We start from the raw sequence: 13,958 nt of genomic DNA, 5'->3' as shown, positions 1-13,958 counted from the left end.
CCGGGTGTAACACCAAAACATATCTCGCAACACTTCTCAAAAAACGCGGTCTTCAAACCTGGACTTCTGGATATTCATGGCACATCTGATTCGGCTCTCAATCTGCAAAGAATCCGTTAGATACCAGCTCTCCGACGGAGTTCTTCCAGCCCATTATGCAGGAGAACGAGACTGCCGAGCCGACACGGGAGTTGTATATGCCGACCAGTCCTGCGGCCTCCATTTTTGCAAGGATATTGTGCATCTTCTTCCGTCCAAAATTCCATTTGTCGGCGATACCGATTTCCGAGAATTGAGCCTGACCGGGCTTCAGGTTGAGCGGCCTGCGGAATGTATCGTCATATCCGGGCGTTGTTCTCATGTCTTTCAGCAGTCTGCTGAAGATGGCAATGTTGCGAACTTCGTTGCCGTCGTTGTCGGTGGTTGTTCCCGACAGCCATTCGACGGCTTCCGATGTCAGCCGGATGTTTACAGATGAAAATGGATATTGATTTTGTGGTTCCATGTTCCTTGTTTTCTGATAGATGGTTTATTGGCGAAATGCCAAAGATTGGAAATTTCAAAACAGAAAATTTGTGTATGAAAATTTCTCGGCGGTTCTCCTTGTCCCCTCTGCTCGTCAGTCAGTATATCTATGATATTCAATTCATATAAGATTGCGTTTTCAAATATCCTTCAAACATCAGTTCCGACTTTTTATAATTAAGGATAGAGAAACAACGAAAACGGAGGGGAAAAGAGGACTGACGATGATTCTCTATTTCGGCATCGACGCATTAGACGGCACGTTTCCGATATTATGACTGGTGCCCGATGTCTGCAATTTCGGAAGATTGTTCAACACCGTCTGTATGTCCTGCCTGTCGGAAGATACGGTGAGCAGCGCGGTGGTGATGTCAATAATCTCCTCCTTCCCCACATATTGTGACACGGATTTCATCAGCTCCAGTGCCCGGGTCTGTCGATGCGCCCGTACACTGTCGGTTCCGGTGGCTTCCTTGTCGCATCCGAAGTTGAGATAGCGGTTGAGCGCGGAGCGGTCATACTGCGGCATGGTCTCCACCGTGCTTTTCCCTGCGGCAATCGAGAGCATGGCGCGGAGTGCGTCGGCCTCGTATGGCGTACATTCGTGAAGGAACTCCATGATAATTTGGGTTTTCTTTGGATTTGCGGTTCTTGAGTCCTTGGATTTGGTGTCCGTTGATTTGCCGGACTTGGTACCCGGTACGATTGTAATGTCTGTAGGCATAGTCTTGAACGATTGGATTTGTAGGTGATTTGTAGGTGGTTAAAGAGGTTTCTTGTTCGCGAGATAGCGGGCTGCTTCGGCTTCAATCTCGTCATGCGACGATATGCGGACGCTCTTGAGATATGCGTCAAGGTCGTCGGGATCGAAAAAGCAGAGTTTGCCGCTCGGCTTATACATGGGGATTACGCGCCGCATCATCATCTTGCGGAAGTAGGACAGGGAGAAGCCGAGATAGTCGGCGGCTTCCTGCGAGTTGAGTAATTTTCGTTTTGTCTGCATCGACAATGAGATGTTTTAGTTGATATTTTTGATTTTGGAATGTGCTGATTGATAGACTTGTCAGCCTTTGTGTTCCGATGCAAAATTACAGCCGTTCCCATGTGGCTCAATGTGGCGGCCGCGGGGAAAGGTTAAAAATGGCAAACGCACTATACGCTGAATTTCAGTCGCATAGTGCGTTTGCAAAGTTTCTTAATATGTTACAAATGGGGAGAAGCCGGATTTTTACGGGGTTTTCCGCCTTGAACGCCATCCCTCGATGGCTCCGTCTATGGATTTGCGGTAGTTTTGGTTGTCCTCTGTGGCATAATCGGCGCAGATGTCGGAGCGGTGCTTGTCGTAGTAAGACCTGGCGATGCCGCAGCGTTGAAGGAACAACCGCGTCCATGTCTCCGCCTCGTTCCTCGGACTGATATTCCGCGCCACGGCAAAGACCATGTAGCATACCCGTAGTTTCTCTTTCGGCAACACGGCTATGGATTTTGTCACTTCCCTTACGTTAAGGAAATTGGCAAAGTCGAGAGGTGTGCAGTTTTCAAACTGGCTGTCGTTGCATACGTCGTGGATCGCCATGCACAGCCCTAATTCAACCACATCCCGCCACTTGGCGGTTTCAAGCAGCTGGCTTCCGCTCATTGGCCTTCTCCTTTCTCCATACGGTCAAGGTCGTTGAGTATGCTTCCGGCAATGCCATTAAGTTTAGCCGCGAGAGCGTACAGATATGGGGCTTTTAGGGAAAAGACATCCCCGGCGCGCCGGTTCTCACGCTCATATTCCGCATATATCCTCCTGACATCGGTCTGCCGTCTGTCATGCTCCGCCTTTGCCGCATCGCACTCCTTTTCGGCCTCGGCATACTCCTTTGAGTCGATAGGTAGATAGTCAAGACGGTTGTTCAGCTCGCAATACCGCTTCCAGTATGGGTTAAGCTCGTCCGAATCCTCTTGGAATATGGCATGATAATATCGGGAGTGCGTGTTTGCAATCCCCCGGAAATCAACACCGTCCAGCCGTCCTATATTATTAAGGAGTGTCGCGGTCTCTGCTTTGAGGGAAAGTGCTGTCTCTTTCAGCTGTTCTGGATTCTCACCGGCCATAACCTCCGCATCGGCTATAAGCGCGTTGGTATCCTGAAAGTCATAGTAGAACCGTGCAAGCGCAAACGCCTGTTCAAAAGGCATCATACCACCGTCATAACCGCTGATGATTCCATTGACCTCTTTAAGCCGTGTGGGGGGCATAAAACGAAGCGTTTGATACTGAGGTCAAGCGAATTTTATGAAATGCGTTGAATTTGCGAGAGTTACGAGATTACTAGATTTGGTGGTCAAAAAAACGAAGCGTATAAAAAGTTTACATAGGTTTACGTGGCGTTTACATAAGAGGGGGTAAAGGTTTACATGGCGTTTACATAAGATTGTGTCTTAGGATGGATGTCCTTACATTTTCATTTTAAAAGTCGGCTTTGCACCGATTTTTTTGTGCCGGTTCTGATAATTTGATTATTCAAAAGGTTGCAAATAGCGGTTATTTGTGTATATTTGCGGAAAATTCTACGAGTATGAGACAGACCAAATGTATCATCGTCCACTTGACAGGCAAGCGCAAAACCCTCGCTTTTGGCTCTATTGCAGCCATTTTCCATCATTTGACCCCCGAACAGGTGGGTTGTGGGTATGATTATCTGCGCCGCGCCGGGTTGAGCGGAAGAGGCTCAGTTGTCACTAAACGTGCGATAATACAGCAAACTACGCTGCTCACAGCCCCTCGTGGAGCCGGTGATGGCGCAGATGATTCTTGCTAAGACAAGCGTCCACAGGACGATGAGAATGACATAATAACAACGTTATAACAGCCTCGGAGTGCTGTTAGATCGATGACCTTCCGGGTGGAGCCTCACAGCTCCACCTTTTTGATGTTAGAACGGTCAATTTTGAGAGGTGGATATTCAGGTGGATATTCAAAGTGGATATTCACTTTGTGAAAAGTGGATATTCACATTTGGGGTAATCGGGGGGTGCAATAGAGGGGAGGGAAAATACCGTTTTTTCAAAATAGACCCCCGATTTTTGCATTTCACTATGAAGAAAAAACCATGGCTTTGCCAATATACACATTATTAAATAAGGGGGAGTCAGCTATTTACGCTGTTTTATACCCTAATTTGAGGGGGTAACACACAGAAAAGAGATGATTCGGGGGCGTTCCGGGGTTCCCTTTGGTATCCTTTTCGTTCAGTTTGGGCATATCCCAAATTCATTCCATATACTGATTAGTCCACTTGGGATGTTGAAAGCTCCCTTGGTGCAGTTTGACAGGATACCGTGGGTTCGTTTTTTTCGCGTTCAAGCTGTGTTATACGTTCCTTGAGTCGGCCTATCTCTTCTGCTTGTTCCCTTATGGTAGTCATGAAACGCTCGATGAGTATGGCGTTTGGATCTTGCTGTGAAAATTTTTGAGTACAACCTGCGATATTTTTCTCAGATGCTTCTTCGGGGTGCGACTCCTGGTGCATTGTTGTACCACATGCGGATTCTCTCAGCATATCCCCTTCGCCTGTTAATAGCCATAAGGGAGAATACTTAGGATATCTTTCGCAAATGAGTTCCAACCATTTAGACTGTATATCGGTGCCTTTGGATATTGCCTTGGATATAACCCCTCTACTTGCACCTATTACACGCTCAATGGTGCCAATGGAAACCCCCTCGGCATCCGCTAAAATTTTTATGCGAGATAAAATTTTACACATAATGCGAAAAATATCGTTGATAAATTTGGATTCGCGAAAATTATCGCTTAACTTTGCAGCGTATTCAGTAATGAACGAGCGGTCAAATATACGAAAAAACCGCGAGTTGATAAAATTTAGCATTATGAGCGAGACAGACGAAACCAAGAAATGGCAGACGCAGAGCGTCAAGCACAAGGTAGCCACGGTGCTGATTTTAGACGGCGTACCCTTCAGTTACAATGAGGAGAGCGGCATCATGTTCACAGCCCCGGAATTCTATGTAGAGAAGTTGAAAGACCGGCTGATGTATGCCTACGGCTGTTCTCAGAAACCGATTATTAACGAAATAAAATAAAGACATCATGACACAGAAAGAATTTGAGGAGCGCACAGGCCTGAAGACTGACGCAGAAGAGTATGCTGCCATTGAAAGAATGTATATGTCGGCCGGGAGCATGGGCAAGGATGAATTCTGCAAGCGTTGGCGGCAGACCGGCAAGAATCCTTTGACAATGGCTCTTGCCGACACTGCAACATCATTGAATGAAATGCTGGGTGAATGCCGTCATGAGCTGATAGATATGAGAGAAAAGAATATAGAGTACGGGCATAAAAACGAAGCGAGCAACGGTGTGAATGTCGGTCGGTGGCTTAATTGGTTGACTGCAAGCGTGATGAGGGGTTGAGTGGTCGGGCGCGCCGGAAAAACGAAACGTGCAAAAAGTTGAAATTGCTTTAATCCGGGTTGAATTTTGGGGCGCGAGCGTTTAATATATCTTTAATCGAGGTTTAACCGGGCTTTAACCGGCTTTAATTTTGAGCGGCTGCATGGCTGGATTTAACCGGCTGTGTGGCCGTCGCTGCGTCGTGCCCTGACGAGTGGCCGCCGGAGGCTCAAAAGCGGCTAAATTCAAGCGTTTGGCGCGTTTGTGGCTCATTCTGCCGCCACGGCAGCGGGGTAGGGGAGAGAGCAACGCAGCGCGCCCATGTGGGCGAATGACCGACGGAGTGGCACAGGTGTTTAATGGCGTTTAACGACCCCTTAAATGGTTGCTGCTGTGCCCTGCTCCGGGAGGGGTAAAACCGGGGTGGGGGAGTGGTCGAGATTGTGCTCGTTTCGTTCCCTTAAATTGGGTTGGATACACAGTTGGACATACACTTGGGTACACCTACGCACCCCCCTACCGACCCCCATAGTGTCAAAATTGGGAACGAAAAGGGCGATTTTTGAGGGTTTAACACCCCTTTAATACCAAAATTTCACCGTTAAAATATGCCGTTTTGGAGTGGTTAACTTGCTGATTTAAGGTGTCTAATGTATCAAGCGGCTCAAAAAAGGCGTGAAAAACACGAAAAACGGCCTTTTTGGGGGCTTGGGTGGGGTCAGTTGAGTATGCACGAGGTGATCCCATAACGTGCACACCATGACGCTAAGGAACAACAGGCGCAGGCTTCGGGGCGTGGTGGGTAGTAGAGACGTTTTTTCCGGCTTCAAGGCGTTCAATGGTGTGGCGTGCTTGTTCCAGTTGTTCGCGGAGTCGCCCGATTTCCTCAGCTTGTCGGAGTAGCTTGTCGTCCCGTTGTTGAAGCAAGGGGTCAAATTGCTTAAAAAATTCAACGAGTGAGGTATCCCCGGAAATTCTGACATTATCGGCCATGGACTGGTTAGGGGCGCACATCTCCCCTACTCCGGTCAGAAGCCACATAGCGTTAACGTCGTAAGTTCTTACGATTTTTTCTAAGACGTCGGCTTTTGGGGTCGTTCCATTGCGGTAAGACCGTATAGTCCCCTCGCTAACACCAAGATTTTTAGCCGCTAATGAGTTGTTGTCGGCGGCGAAATGCTTAACTATTTGGGCAATTCTCTGGTGAATTGTATTGCTATGATTGTCTAAATTTTCATTCATGCTCGTAAAAAGTTACGAAAATATTTTTATATGTCGTAGGAAATTACGAACTTTGCAGCGTGTTACTTGTAACGCCGCGGTAAAGTTACGAAAAAATCGTGATTTTCCACGAATGTAGAACCCTATAAAGTAAAAGGACATGGAGCATTTTATAACAGCTACCAAGGAAACCCGCGAATTTATAACAAAGGCTTTTCGCGGTATTTCCCGACAGACCCTTTGGCGTGCGCTTCGGTTTGATGACATAAACAAAGGCACAGCCACAGAACGCAGAATCCGTAAAATGGCGCTGAATAGAGGCGGCATTATCATGGTGACGGCTCCGCAAATGGAGACCATGCACGACGCTGACGGTTATATGCGTCAGTATTTCCCTAATGGTGCAATGCTGGAGGCTGACAAGGCAACTGGTGTCGTAACAATTTACGACCGCAACGGGGAGGTCGTCGCTGAACAACATAACGTAGCAATCAACCAAATCGGAGAACTCCAAAACAAGGCAAAAAACGCGTGACCTATGGAGACAGTTAACGGAAAAATTTGTATAAGCCACGCGGAGCTGACAGGGCGCATTATCACGACCTCCAATCTTAACGCATTAGTGCGTAAGGGTCAGGTCAACCAAGTGCGCAAGGGCGGCAATGGGCGCACGGCGTTGTATGCCGTTGACAGTTTGCCCCTGAAATGGCGCACGGAGGTTTACCGCCGTTATCCTGACTTGCAGGAGCGGGCCGAAAGCAAAGAGTTTGTCGACACTATCGAGCCGGACGCAAAGGCGCTTGACTATTTCCAGACCTACAAACTGGCCGACGGGCGAAATTTGCCCGAGGACAAAGTGCTGGAGTATGCGAGCAACGCGGCAGTTATGAACGCTTTCCGGCGTTGCTGGGAGGCTCATGTAAGCAAGCGGCAGCGCACAGGTAAAAAGGCCGTGGCCGCTAAAGAATTTTGGGCGCGAGCCGCGGCAGCGCTCCCGAGATTGGCCGACAGTTTCCCCCATTCATTGCCCAGGAGCGCGCGCCGTCTGCAAATGAAATTTCAGGAGTATTTGCAGCAGGGTTATGTGTGCTTTATCTCCGGCAAGTATCTGAACGGCAACGCCGCCAAGGTAGCCGACGAGGAACAGGAGCAAGTGCTGACCGCTCTACTGGCTCACCACAACAACCTCCCCGACACATTGGTCTGCGAGGGTTACAACCGCTTTGCAGCAGCCAAGGGGTGGAAATCCATAACCGCTGGAGCGGTAGCCGTGTGGCGTGAGAAGCTGGGCACCGTGATAAGGGCCGGCCGTTTGGGAGTGTCGAACTTCCGCAACAATGTGACAATGCAGGTGAAGCGCAGCCGCCCGACAACCCCGTTCCTGATGTGGTCGCTTGACGGCTGGACTGTGGAGCTGCTCTACCAGACTACCAAGACCGACAAAAAGGGGCACAATGTGACAACCTACACCAACCGCCTGACTATGGTTGTAGTGCTTGACGTATTCAATAACTACCCGATAGGCTACGCGATAGGCACGCACGAGAGCCCGGCGCTGATTAAAGAGGCTTTGAGAGACGCAGCCCGCCACAGCCGAGAACTGACCGGCGAAATGCTCCGGGCCACGCAAGTGCAGAGCGACCGCTACGCGATTAAGACCATGCACGATCTTTACGCCGTAATGGGCGGCAAGGTGACACCGGCACAGGCGCACAACGCCAAGGCCAAGCCCGTAGAGCCTTACTTCAACTATCTAAATACGCGCTATTGCATTAGGTGTAACAACTGGTCGGGCTTCGGTATTACCAGCAACCCGAAGCGACAGCCGAACAGCGACGCGCTGAACCGTATGCGCCACCACTTCCCCGACGAAGCAGGCCTCCGCACCCAGATTAACGAAATGATGAGACTGGAGCGCATGGCGAAATATGAGGAGTTTATGGCCGGATATGGCAAGTTGAAGACTGAAAACCGCTTACCGCTGAGCCGTGAAACCTACCTGCTTAACTTCGGAGTAGAAACCGGCTTTAAGAACGTGCTCGAGGGTTGCGGACTCCGCCCCACAATATTGGGCGTTAAGCGTGATTATGACTGCTTTGACCTGAGTTTCCGCGACCATGCCGCCGAGCGGTGGACCGTGAAGTATGACCCCGACGACCTGCGGGAGGTGCTTGCAGTGAGCGAGAACGGGCAACGCCGCTACATGCTTGAGGAAAAGTATGTGCAGCCGATGGCCTTAGCCGACCGGCAGCCCGGGGATGCCGAGCAGTTGCAGAGAGTGCGCGACTATAACAAGCAACTGGAGACCCGGACAGCCGAGCGCATGGCACTGGCCTACACCGCCACCGAGCAAATCATAGCCGGCACCCCGGCGCTTCGCGGCAGCATAGAGGACCGGCTGCTGATAACCGACAGCCGGGGACAGCACAAAGATAACCGGAGCCGCAAACGGCTGACCGCCGCCGACATTGACGCGCTGGAGGTCGAGGCAATAGAAGTGCCGATAACGGCGCACGGCGACAGTGATACAGAAGAATTTAATTACAGTAATTTTTAAGACGTAAAAGGATATGACAACACAAGAGAAACAACAGATCAGCGACCAGCTCCGCGCCTACTGCGAGCAAAAAGGGAGCCAGAACAAAGCGGCCACCGCGTTAAAGGTGAGCAGCGCGACCGTGAGCAAGATATTGGCCGGCAACTGGGAGACCATAGCCGACGAGATGTGGCGCAGCATAGCCGGGCAGATAAACGGGCGCGGCGCCGAGGGGTGGCAGTTGGTGCCGACCCGTGCCTACAACGCCATGACCTTTGCCCTGGAGAACGCGCAGCGCGACGCCCTGGTGATGGCTGTAATCGGTGAAGCCGGGAGCGGCAAGACCGAGGCCGTAAAGAACTACACGGCAGCCGGGCGCAACGTGTACCACCTTGTTTGCTCCGAGTACTGGAACCGGCGCACGTTCATGGCAAAGGTGCTCCAGACAATGGGCGTGGCATACAGCGGCAACACCGTGGCCGACATGATGGACGCTATTGTAGACACGTTGAAGCGCAAAGAAACGCCGCTCATAGTTCTGGACGAGGCCGACAAGCTGAGCGACCAAGTGCTTTACTTTTTCATAAGCCTTTACAACCAGCTTGAGGACCACTGCGGCATTATCCTGACCGCGACCAGCTACTTGCGCGCCCGGATTGAAAAGGGGCTGCGCCTGAACCGCAAAGGCTATGCGGAGATCTTCAGCCGCTTGGGTCGCAAGTTTGTGGAACTGCCCCTCCACAACAGTGAGGACGTGGCCGCCGTATGCGTCGCCAACGGTGTGACAGACACCAAGACAATTAACAGCATTATAGACGAGGCCGACGGCGACCTGCGGCGCGTTAAACGCTCCGTATGGGCCAAGGTGAAAGGAGGTGCAAAATGAGCAAGCAGAACAAAAGCACGGAGATAAGCTACAAGGTCTATAACACTATTTGCGAGTGTGACGACATGGGGCAGGCTCTGGAGGTGCTAACCGACACAATCGTGGCAACCATTGCCGGAAACATCAAAGGCAAGACCGACCAAGCGCTCATAATGGGCGCTTGCATACGGCGACTAAGAGAATATAAAAAACAAATTCAAAAATGAAACCTTACCCCGTAACACTGAAATATAGCAGCACTTTCGAGCTAATGCCCGGGTGGGTGCCCGAGGTGTTGCAGACATGGCTCGAGGAGGGCTGGACGTGCGACATAACAGTTAAACGGACAACGCAGCCGCTTACAGGTCGCCGGGTGCTTGTAGTGAAAATTACCGCCAGCACTTCCGAGGATTTGGCGGCAAAACGAAAAGCATTAAACAAGATGATTGAGGCCAAGGGGTACGGTCCCAATGTGCTGAGACTTCGGCCAAAGATGAAATAACGAGAGAATGAGCAGAGCGATAAGCAATCAAAATGTGCTTGCAGCGCGGTTTGAGACGGTGGAGTTTGCCGGTGAATGGCTGGCGAGCTTCGGCCGTCCCGAGCTTCGCGGAACGTGGATAATATGGGGCGGCTCCGGCTCCGGCAAAACCACGTTTACGCTCATGCTCTGCAAGTATCTGGCGAACTTTGGGCGCGTGGCCTACAACAGCCTCGAGCAGGGGTTGAGCCTATCACTGCAAAAGGCATGGGAGCGCGTCGGAATGGGCGAAGCCGGCAACAGTGTGATCCTGCTGAACAAAGAGGAACTCCCCGAGCTCCGGGCGCGTCTGAACAAGCGCAAAAGCCCTGAAATAATCATAATTGACAGCGTGCAATATCTGGACGGCTTCAACTGGGCCAGCTTTAAGAAGCTCAAAAGAGAGTACCCCGATAAACTGTTTATTTTCATAAGTCAGGCCGACCGGGCAGGCAAGGATCCGGACGGCAAGTTGGCCGGAAAAATCCGCTATGACGCCGAGATAAAAATCAAGGTTGAGGGCTTCAAGGCATTTGTTACGACACGCTACGAGGACGCAGAGCGGGGCGAGGGCGGCGCGGACTTCATAATCTGGGAGCAGGGCGCGGCAGAGTATTGGGCAGAACAATTAAAGTAAATGACAATGGCGAAAAAGGAAAATAAAACAATGGACCAAATCCACAAAGGGCTATTAAAGCGTTATCACACCCTTTGCACGGTGCTGGGGCTTGATGATGAAGCCAAGCGCGCGATCCTGACAAGCTGGGGCGTTGAGAGCAGCCGCGACCTGAGCCAACACCAGCTCATAGACATTTGCGCCAAGCTGAGCGAGCAGGTGGACGAGAAGCAGGGCACGGCCAGACTTGACAAACTGCGCAAGCAGGTAATTGCCGCGATTGGCGGCTGGCTTCGGCAGACCGGGCAGCCCGAGAACGTGGCGAAGATCAAAGGTATTGCAGAGCGTGCGAGTGGTTACAGCGACTTCAACAAAATACCCCGCGAGAGGCTGCGCAACCTCATAGCGACATTTAACAACAAGGTAAAAGACGCCCGGGCGGTTGACGCTTTGACCGACGCGCTGCTCATGCAGCACTACACGACCCCCGGCAGTTTTGACCCCTCAAACAATTAAGAGAATGAAAGAGAAAACTAAAAAGAACCTGCGCAAAGTATGCCTCCCATTCTGGTGGGCATGGATAGCAATAGCCGTTGCGGTGCTCATGGGCGGTCTGTTGCTGGAGATGGTGGCGTGGCTGCTGGTAGGCAAGCCCGGAGAAGCCGGCAAACTAATAAAAGCGCAATTCAAAAAGCGAAACAATGAAAGAACTTGAAAAGATTAAAGAGATGATTAAAGAGCAGACGGCGCACATGAGCGAGAACGCCCGGGCCGAGCTGCTGGATGATCTGGCGTGGTGGGCTTCGCAAGAGGCCGGGTCGCTCAACTTCGAGAGTCCCGACGCCGAGGACTACGACAACTAAGGAGCTGGGCCGGTGTAAAAGGACAAACACCGAAACAGTTAAACACAATTTAATAACCACTTAAACACCATTTACCGATGAGTGAAAAGACCCAAGTTACCATGACGGCGGAACAGCTCGCCAAGTGGGAGGCTTTTCAGGAAGCCGAAAAGAAAAAGGAAGCGGCAGAGCGCCGCAAACAGCAGCGCGAGACTTACGCGCAATTAGTGGACCAAGAGCTGGAGACCGCGCTCCCCGAGCTCCGCAGCCTGAGCGAACAGATTAAGACGGTAAAAGATACCGTATTCGGCAATTTTGACACTGTGCTCAAAATGAAAGCCGAGGTCGTGGGCTTCAAGGAGGATGGGCAATGGTCGCACACATTCACCAACCAAGACAGCACCATGCGCCTGACATTAGGCGTTAACACCGTTGACGGCTGGGGCGACATGGTAACGGCCGGCATTGCAATGGTACGCAAGTACATTGAAAGCCTTGCGACCGACGCGAAAACCAAAACGCTTGTGCAGACCGTTCTCCGGCTGCTGAGCACTGACAAGCAGGGCAACCTCAACGCCAGCCGTGTGCTCCAGTTGCAGAAACTTGCCGACGAGAGCGACGACGACCAGTTCAAAGAGGGTGTGAAAATTATTCGCGAGAGTTACCAGCCGACGGCCACACGGCGCTATATCCGCGCCCAGTACCGCGACAAAGGGACCGGCGCTTGGCGTAACATACCGCTTGGCATTACAGACGTGGATCTTCTGACCGAGGAAGAAAAAGCCCCGGAAGCGACCGCAGAGGCGGACGAGACCGAGGCAAAGGCAGAGCCTTAAAAAGACGCCGCGCCAGCGTGCGAACCGAAGCCGCTAACCGCCAGCGCTGAGCCTGATGTAAAAGGACAGTGCAAAGTTAGTAAAAATCGGTGAGAATGACAAGCAAAAAGCGACATAAAAGCACGCTGGCGCGAGCTGCAAAAATCAAGGCTGTCACGGCCTTGCATTACGAAGCAGGCAACCAAGCCAAATGTTACGCGGCAGTGTGGCGGCGCTATATCGAGCCCGAGTTTGGCATTTGTTACCGCACTTATCTAAATTTGCTGGGCGTTGACCCGGACAAAGAGGAACGAAACCGCGACACCGCCCCCTCCCTGTTTGATGATTGGTGAAAATAAACACCCCTGACGGACGCAAGAGCCGCCGGGGGTGTTGTTGTATTAGTCGGTCTGTTTAATGGCCGCAGAGAGGCCGAGAACGCGCGAGGGCGGCCGCATAGCGGTGATGTCCTGCACCCCGCAGATGTAACGCTCCACATTTTCCCATATTTCGGTGTGTGCGTGGTTTGTCGCCGAGGTGGTGAGCATGAAGCCGGAGAAATGGGGGCCGCGCAGTCCTTGCATTGCGGCGTTGATATGGTCGAGGAGGTCGAACACCTCAAAGGCTTCAGGAATGTGGGGGTCGTTGTGGCCGTGTGTCAGCACGGCACGGGTGAGGACATGAAGCCGGAGGGCGAGCGAGCCACGGCGGGCGCCCATTCCCTGCTGCTTCCACTCCACAGCTTCAAACTCCACGAACACCGCCGGGAGCGGATAGACGGCACCGCCGGAAAAGTGCGAGCCGTCGTCGTTCCAGAGGTCCACGAACTCCACGCCCGGAACAGCGGCCACGGCTTCGGCCACAGCGTAAAAAATTGCTTTTCTCATTGTCTTAAAAATTCAGTTAGTTGTAAATTGAATTTGTCGAGGTTGCTCTGGATAACGTCGCGGATCAATTTTTGCGTTTCCGGGCCGTCGCCGATAAACTGGCGTTGCGGGATTTTGATAACCTGCCCCACTTTCATAAGGGCCATATATTTCCAGCCGACCTCGCCTGTTTCCTTGAACTTCGCCCAAAAGAAGCGTTTCATTTTGCCGGTAACGGTGATTGTCCCGCCCTCATTGTGCAGGGCCGTGTAAGGCTCCGAGGAGGTAAAGCGCACGCCGTCGCCGGACACTTCGCCCTGTGTGGAGCGGCGCATTGCCTTGGACTGCATGAGGAGCGAGCCACGCGCGTAATCGTGTGCGCGAGGCTTCCACTTGTCGGAGAAAAAGCCCTTACGTTCAAAGTTGCGGTCGAACTCGTCGGAGAGCTCCACGCGCATATCTTCGAGAATATCGGCCTTTAATTGCTTGGGGTCGAGCATTTAATTGGTGTTTAAGTGTTGTTATACCAGAATAAATTATTAAATTTGCGGCTACAATGGGACATATTATCGATAAGGAAATAACGCAACCTTACATGTGTGAGGACTGCAAGCATTTTCGGCGTGGGCTTACCTGTGCCGCTTTTGACTTTATCCCGTCTGAAATCATAGAGGACGGGGCAGAGAGTCACGACCATATATTGCCCGGACAAAAGGGCAATTTTGTATTTGAACCCAAGGGGGAGCGCGA

Annotated in this window: 23 protein-coding genes; 14 read left to right on the top strand and 9 right to left on the bottom strand. The window is 51.6% G+C overall.

What is annotated here, in order from left to right:
* Positions 1-97 precede the first annotated feature (97 nt).
* The 5 genes from EZ315_RS00290 to EZ315_RS00270 form a co-directional block, all read right to left on the bottom strand.
* Positions 98-505 (bottom strand): hypothetical protein, encoded by a 408-nt coding sequence (locus EZ315_RS00290; RefSeq protein WP_135469528.1) that lies wholly within the window; start codon positions 503-505, stop codon positions 98-100.
* A gap of 252 nt (positions 506-757) precedes the next feature.
* Complete coding sequence (locus EZ315_RS00285; protein ID WP_123478008.1) at positions 758-1,249, bottom strand: hypothetical protein; 492 nt, start codon at positions 1,247-1,249, stop codon at positions 758-760.
* 39 nt (positions 1,250-1,288) lie between these two features.
* Positions 1,289-1,528: a helix-turn-helix domain-containing protein gene (locus EZ315_RS00280; RefSeq protein ID WP_128703008.1), complete on the bottom strand. Its 240-nt coding sequence runs from the start codon at positions 1,526-1,528 to the stop codon at positions 1,289-1,291.
* A 225-nt stretch (positions 1,529-1,753) separates the two neighbouring features.
* Positions 1,754-2,164 (bottom strand): hypothetical protein, encoded by a 411-nt coding sequence (locus tag EZ315_RS00275; protein WP_123478004.1) that lies wholly within the window; start codon positions 2,162-2,164, stop codon positions 1,754-1,756.
* On the bottom strand, positions 2,161-2,769 hold the full coding sequence (locus EZ315_RS00270) for a hypothetical protein (protein WP_135469525.1): 609 nt from the start codon (positions 2,767-2,769) through the stop codon (positions 2,161-2,163). The genes EZ315_RS00275 and EZ315_RS00270 overlap by 4 nt, the downstream gene beginning before the upstream one ends.
* Positions 2,770-3,089: 320 nt before the next feature.
* Here EZ315_RS00270 and EZ315_RS00265 point away from each other — a divergent pair, with 320 nt between their 5' ends.
* Positions 3,090-3,332: a hypothetical protein gene (locus tag EZ315_RS00265; protein WP_135469522.1), complete on the top strand. Its 243-nt coding sequence runs from the start codon at positions 3,090-3,092 to the stop codon at positions 3,330-3,332.
* 468 nt (positions 3,333-3,800) lie between these two features.
* On the opposite strand, the gene EZ315_RS00260 is transcribed toward EZ315_RS00265, so the two are convergent.
* Positions 3,801-4,403, bottom strand: a complete 603-nt coding sequence (locus tag EZ315_RS00260; protein WP_135469519.1) for a hypothetical protein — start codon at positions 4,401-4,403, stop codon at positions 3,801-3,803.
* A gap of 1 nt (position 4,404) precedes the next feature.
* Between EZ315_RS00260 and EZ315_RS00255 the strand changes: the two genes are divergently transcribed.
* Positions 4,405-4,617, top strand: coding sequence for a hypothetical protein (locus EZ315_RS00255; RefSeq protein ID WP_135469517.1), 213 nt, complete (start codon positions 4,405-4,407; stop codon positions 4,615-4,617).
* A gap of 7 nt (positions 4,618-4,624) precedes the next feature.
* Positions 4,625-4,948 carry a hypothetical protein gene (locus tag EZ315_RS00250; protein ID WP_135469514.1) on the top strand — a complete coding sequence of 108 codons (324 nt, stop codon included), beginning with the start codon at positions 4,625-4,627 and terminating at the stop codon, positions 4,946-4,948.
* Positions 4,949-5,692: 744 nt separating this feature from the next.
* On the opposite strand, the gene EZ315_RS00245 is transcribed toward EZ315_RS00250, so the two are convergent.
* Complete coding sequence (locus EZ315_RS00245; protein WP_135469512.1) at positions 5,693-6,169, bottom strand: helix-turn-helix domain-containing protein; 477 nt, start codon at positions 6,167-6,169, stop codon at positions 5,693-5,695.
* Between the two features lie 139 nt (positions 6,170-6,308).
* Here EZ315_RS00245 and EZ315_RS00240 point away from each other — a divergent pair, with 139 nt between their 5' ends.
* The 11 genes from EZ315_RS00240 to EZ315_RS00195 all read left to right on the top strand — a co-directional run bounded on the left by EZ315_RS00240 (position 6,309) and on the right by EZ315_RS00195 (position 12,695).
* Positions 6,309-6,683, top strand: coding sequence for a hypothetical protein (locus tag EZ315_RS00240; protein WP_135469510.1), 375 nt, complete (start codon positions 6,309-6,311; stop codon positions 6,681-6,683).
* A 3-nt stretch (positions 6,684-6,686) separates the two neighbouring features.
* Positions 6,687-8,705, top strand: coding sequence for a hypothetical protein (locus EZ315_RS00235; RefSeq protein WP_135469507.1), 2,019 nt, complete (start codon positions 6,687-6,689; stop codon positions 8,703-8,705).
* A 13-nt stretch (positions 8,706-8,718) separates the two neighbouring features.
* A complete protein-coding gene (locus tag EZ315_RS00230) occupies positions 8,719-9,570 on the top strand; it encodes an ATP-binding protein (protein WP_135469504.1) in 852 nt (283 codons plus the stop codon).
* Entirely contained in the window at positions 9,567-9,776 is a 210-nt protein-coding gene (locus EZ315_RS00225; RefSeq protein WP_135469501.1) for a hypothetical protein, read from the top strand. The genes EZ315_RS00230 and EZ315_RS00225 overlap by 4 nt, the downstream gene beginning before the upstream one ends.
* Entirely contained in the window at positions 9,773-10,051 is a 279-nt protein-coding gene (locus EZ315_RS00220; protein WP_135469498.1) for a hypothetical protein, read from the top strand. The genes EZ315_RS00225 and EZ315_RS00220 overlap by 4 nt, the downstream gene beginning before the upstream one ends.
* A gap of 7 nt (positions 10,052-10,058) precedes the next feature.
* Entirely contained in the window at positions 10,059-10,706 is a 648-nt protein-coding gene (locus EZ315_RS00215; RefSeq protein WP_135469496.1) for an ATP-binding protein, read from the top strand.
* 6 nt (positions 10,707-10,712) lie between these two features.
* On the top strand, positions 10,713-11,201 hold the full coding sequence (locus EZ315_RS00210; protein WP_242452456.1) for a phage protein GemA/Gp16 family protein: 489 nt from the start codon (positions 10,713-10,715) through the stop codon (positions 11,199-11,201).
* A 4-nt stretch (positions 11,202-11,205) separates the two neighbouring features.
* Positions 11,206-11,400, top strand: coding sequence for a hypothetical protein (locus EZ315_RS00205; RefSeq protein WP_135469493.1), 195 nt, complete (start codon positions 11,206-11,208; stop codon positions 11,398-11,400).
* Positions 11,387-11,548, top strand: coding sequence for a hypothetical protein (locus tag EZ315_RS16260; RefSeq protein WP_170957411.1), 162 nt, complete (start codon positions 11,387-11,389; stop codon positions 11,546-11,548). The genes EZ315_RS00205 and EZ315_RS16260 overlap by 14 nt, the downstream gene beginning before the upstream one ends.
* Before the next feature lie 206 nt (positions 11,549-11,754).
* Positions 11,755-12,363: a DUF3164 family protein gene (locus EZ315_RS00200; RefSeq protein ID WP_242452455.1), complete on the top strand. Its 609-nt coding sequence runs from the start codon at positions 11,755-11,757 to the stop codon at positions 12,361-12,363.
* Between the two features lie 95 nt (positions 12,364-12,458).
* Entirely contained in the window at positions 12,459-12,695 is a 237-nt protein-coding gene (locus tag EZ315_RS00195; RefSeq protein WP_135469487.1) for a hypothetical protein, read from the top strand.
* A gap of 48 nt (positions 12,696-12,743) precedes the next feature.
* Here EZ315_RS00195 and EZ315_RS00190 read toward each other — a convergent pair whose 3' ends face one another.
* Together EZ315_RS00190 and EZ315_RS00185 are read right to left on the bottom strand one after the other, a co-directional pair.
* Complete coding sequence (locus tag EZ315_RS00190; RefSeq protein ID WP_135469484.1) at positions 12,744-13,229, bottom strand: hypothetical protein; 486 nt, start codon at positions 13,227-13,229, stop codon at positions 12,744-12,746.
* A complete protein-coding gene (locus EZ315_RS00185) occupies positions 13,226-13,708 on the bottom strand; it encodes a phage virion morphogenesis protein (RefSeq protein WP_135469481.1) in 483 nt (160 codons plus the stop codon). The genes EZ315_RS00190 and EZ315_RS00185 overlap by 4 nt, the downstream gene beginning before the upstream one ends.
* Positions 13,709-13,958: the final 250 nt, after the last annotated feature.

Source organism: Duncaniella freteri (assembly GCF_004766125.1).
Taxonomy (GTDB): domain Bacteria; phylum Bacteroidota; class Bacteroidia; order Bacteroidales; family Muribaculaceae; genus Duncaniella; species Duncaniella freteri.
This window is presented reverse-complemented; position numbering and strand designations above follow the sequence as displayed.

Coding starts and splice junctions, on each gene's coding strand:
- EZ315_RS00290 (WP_135469528.1), bottom strand. CDS start 505: ATGGAACCACAAAATCAATATCCATTTTCATCTGTAAACATCCGGCTG.
- EZ315_RS00285 (WP_123478008.1), bottom strand. CDS start 1,249: ATGCCTACAGACATTACAATCGTACCGGGTACCAAGTCCGGCAAATCA.
- EZ315_RS00280 (WP_128703008.1), bottom strand. CDS start 1,528: ATGCAGACAAAACGAAAATTACTCAACTCGCAGGAAGCCGCCGACTAT.
- EZ315_RS00275 (WP_123478004.1), bottom strand. CDS start 2,164: ATGAGCGGAAGCCAGCTGCTTGAAACCGCCAAGTGGCGGGATGTGGTT.
- EZ315_RS00270 (WP_135469525.1), bottom strand. CDS start 2,769: ATGCCCCCCACACGGCTTAAAGAGGTCAATGGAATCATCAGCGGTTAT.
- EZ315_RS00265 (WP_135469522.1), top strand. CDS start 3,090: ATGAGACAGACCAAATGTATCATCGTCCACTTGACAGGCAAGCGCAAA.
- EZ315_RS00260 (WP_135469519.1), bottom strand. CDS start 4,403: ATGCTAAATTTTATCAACTCGCGGTTTTTTCGTATATTTGACCGCTCG.
- EZ315_RS00255 (WP_135469517.1), top strand. CDS start 4,405: ATGAGCGAGACAGACGAAACCAAGAAATGGCAGACGCAGAGCGTCAAG.
- EZ315_RS00250 (WP_135469514.1), top strand. CDS start 4,625: ATGACACAGAAAGAATTTGAGGAGCGCACAGGCCTGAAGACTGACGCA.
- EZ315_RS00245 (WP_135469512.1), bottom strand. CDS start 6,169: ATGAATGAAAATTTAGACAATCATAGCAATACAATTCACCAGAGAATT.
- EZ315_RS00240 (WP_135469510.1), top strand. CDS start 6,309: ATGGAGCATTTTATAACAGCTACCAAGGAAACCCGCGAATTTATAACA.
- EZ315_RS00235 (WP_135469507.1), top strand. CDS start 6,687: ATGGAGACAGTTAACGGAAAAATTTGTATAAGCCACGCGGAGCTGACA.
- EZ315_RS00230 (WP_135469504.1), top strand. CDS start 8,719: ATGACAACACAAGAGAAACAACAGATCAGCGACCAGCTCCGCGCCTAC.
- EZ315_RS00225 (WP_135469501.1), top strand. CDS start 9,567: ATGAGCAAGCAGAACAAAAGCACGGAGATAAGCTACAAGGTCTATAAC.
- EZ315_RS00220 (WP_135469498.1), top strand. CDS start 9,773: ATGAAACCTTACCCCGTAACACTGAAATATAGCAGCACTTTCGAGCTA.
- EZ315_RS00215 (WP_135469496.1), top strand. CDS start 10,059: ATGAGCAGAGCGATAAGCAATCAAAATGTGCTTGCAGCGCGGTTTGAG.
- EZ315_RS00210 (WP_242452456.1), top strand. CDS start 10,713: ATGGCGAAAAAGGAAAATAAAACAATGGACCAAATCCACAAAGGGCTA.
- EZ315_RS00205 (WP_135469493.1), top strand. CDS start 11,206: ATGAAAGAGAAAACTAAAAAGAACCTGCGCAAAGTATGCCTCCCATTC.
- EZ315_RS16260 (WP_170957411.1), top strand. CDS start 11,387: ATGAAAGAACTTGAAAAGATTAAAGAGATGATTAAAGAGCAGACGGCG.
- EZ315_RS00195 (WP_135469487.1), top strand. CDS start 12,459: ATGACAAGCAAAAAGCGACATAAAAGCACGCTGGCGCGAGCTGCAAAA.
- EZ315_RS00190 (WP_135469484.1), bottom strand. CDS start 13,229: ATGAGAAAAGCAATTTTTTACGCTGTGGCCGAAGCCGTGGCCGCTGTT.
- EZ315_RS00185 (WP_135469481.1), bottom strand. CDS start 13,708: ATGCTCGACCCCAAGCAATTAAAGGCCGATATTCTCGAAGATATGCGC.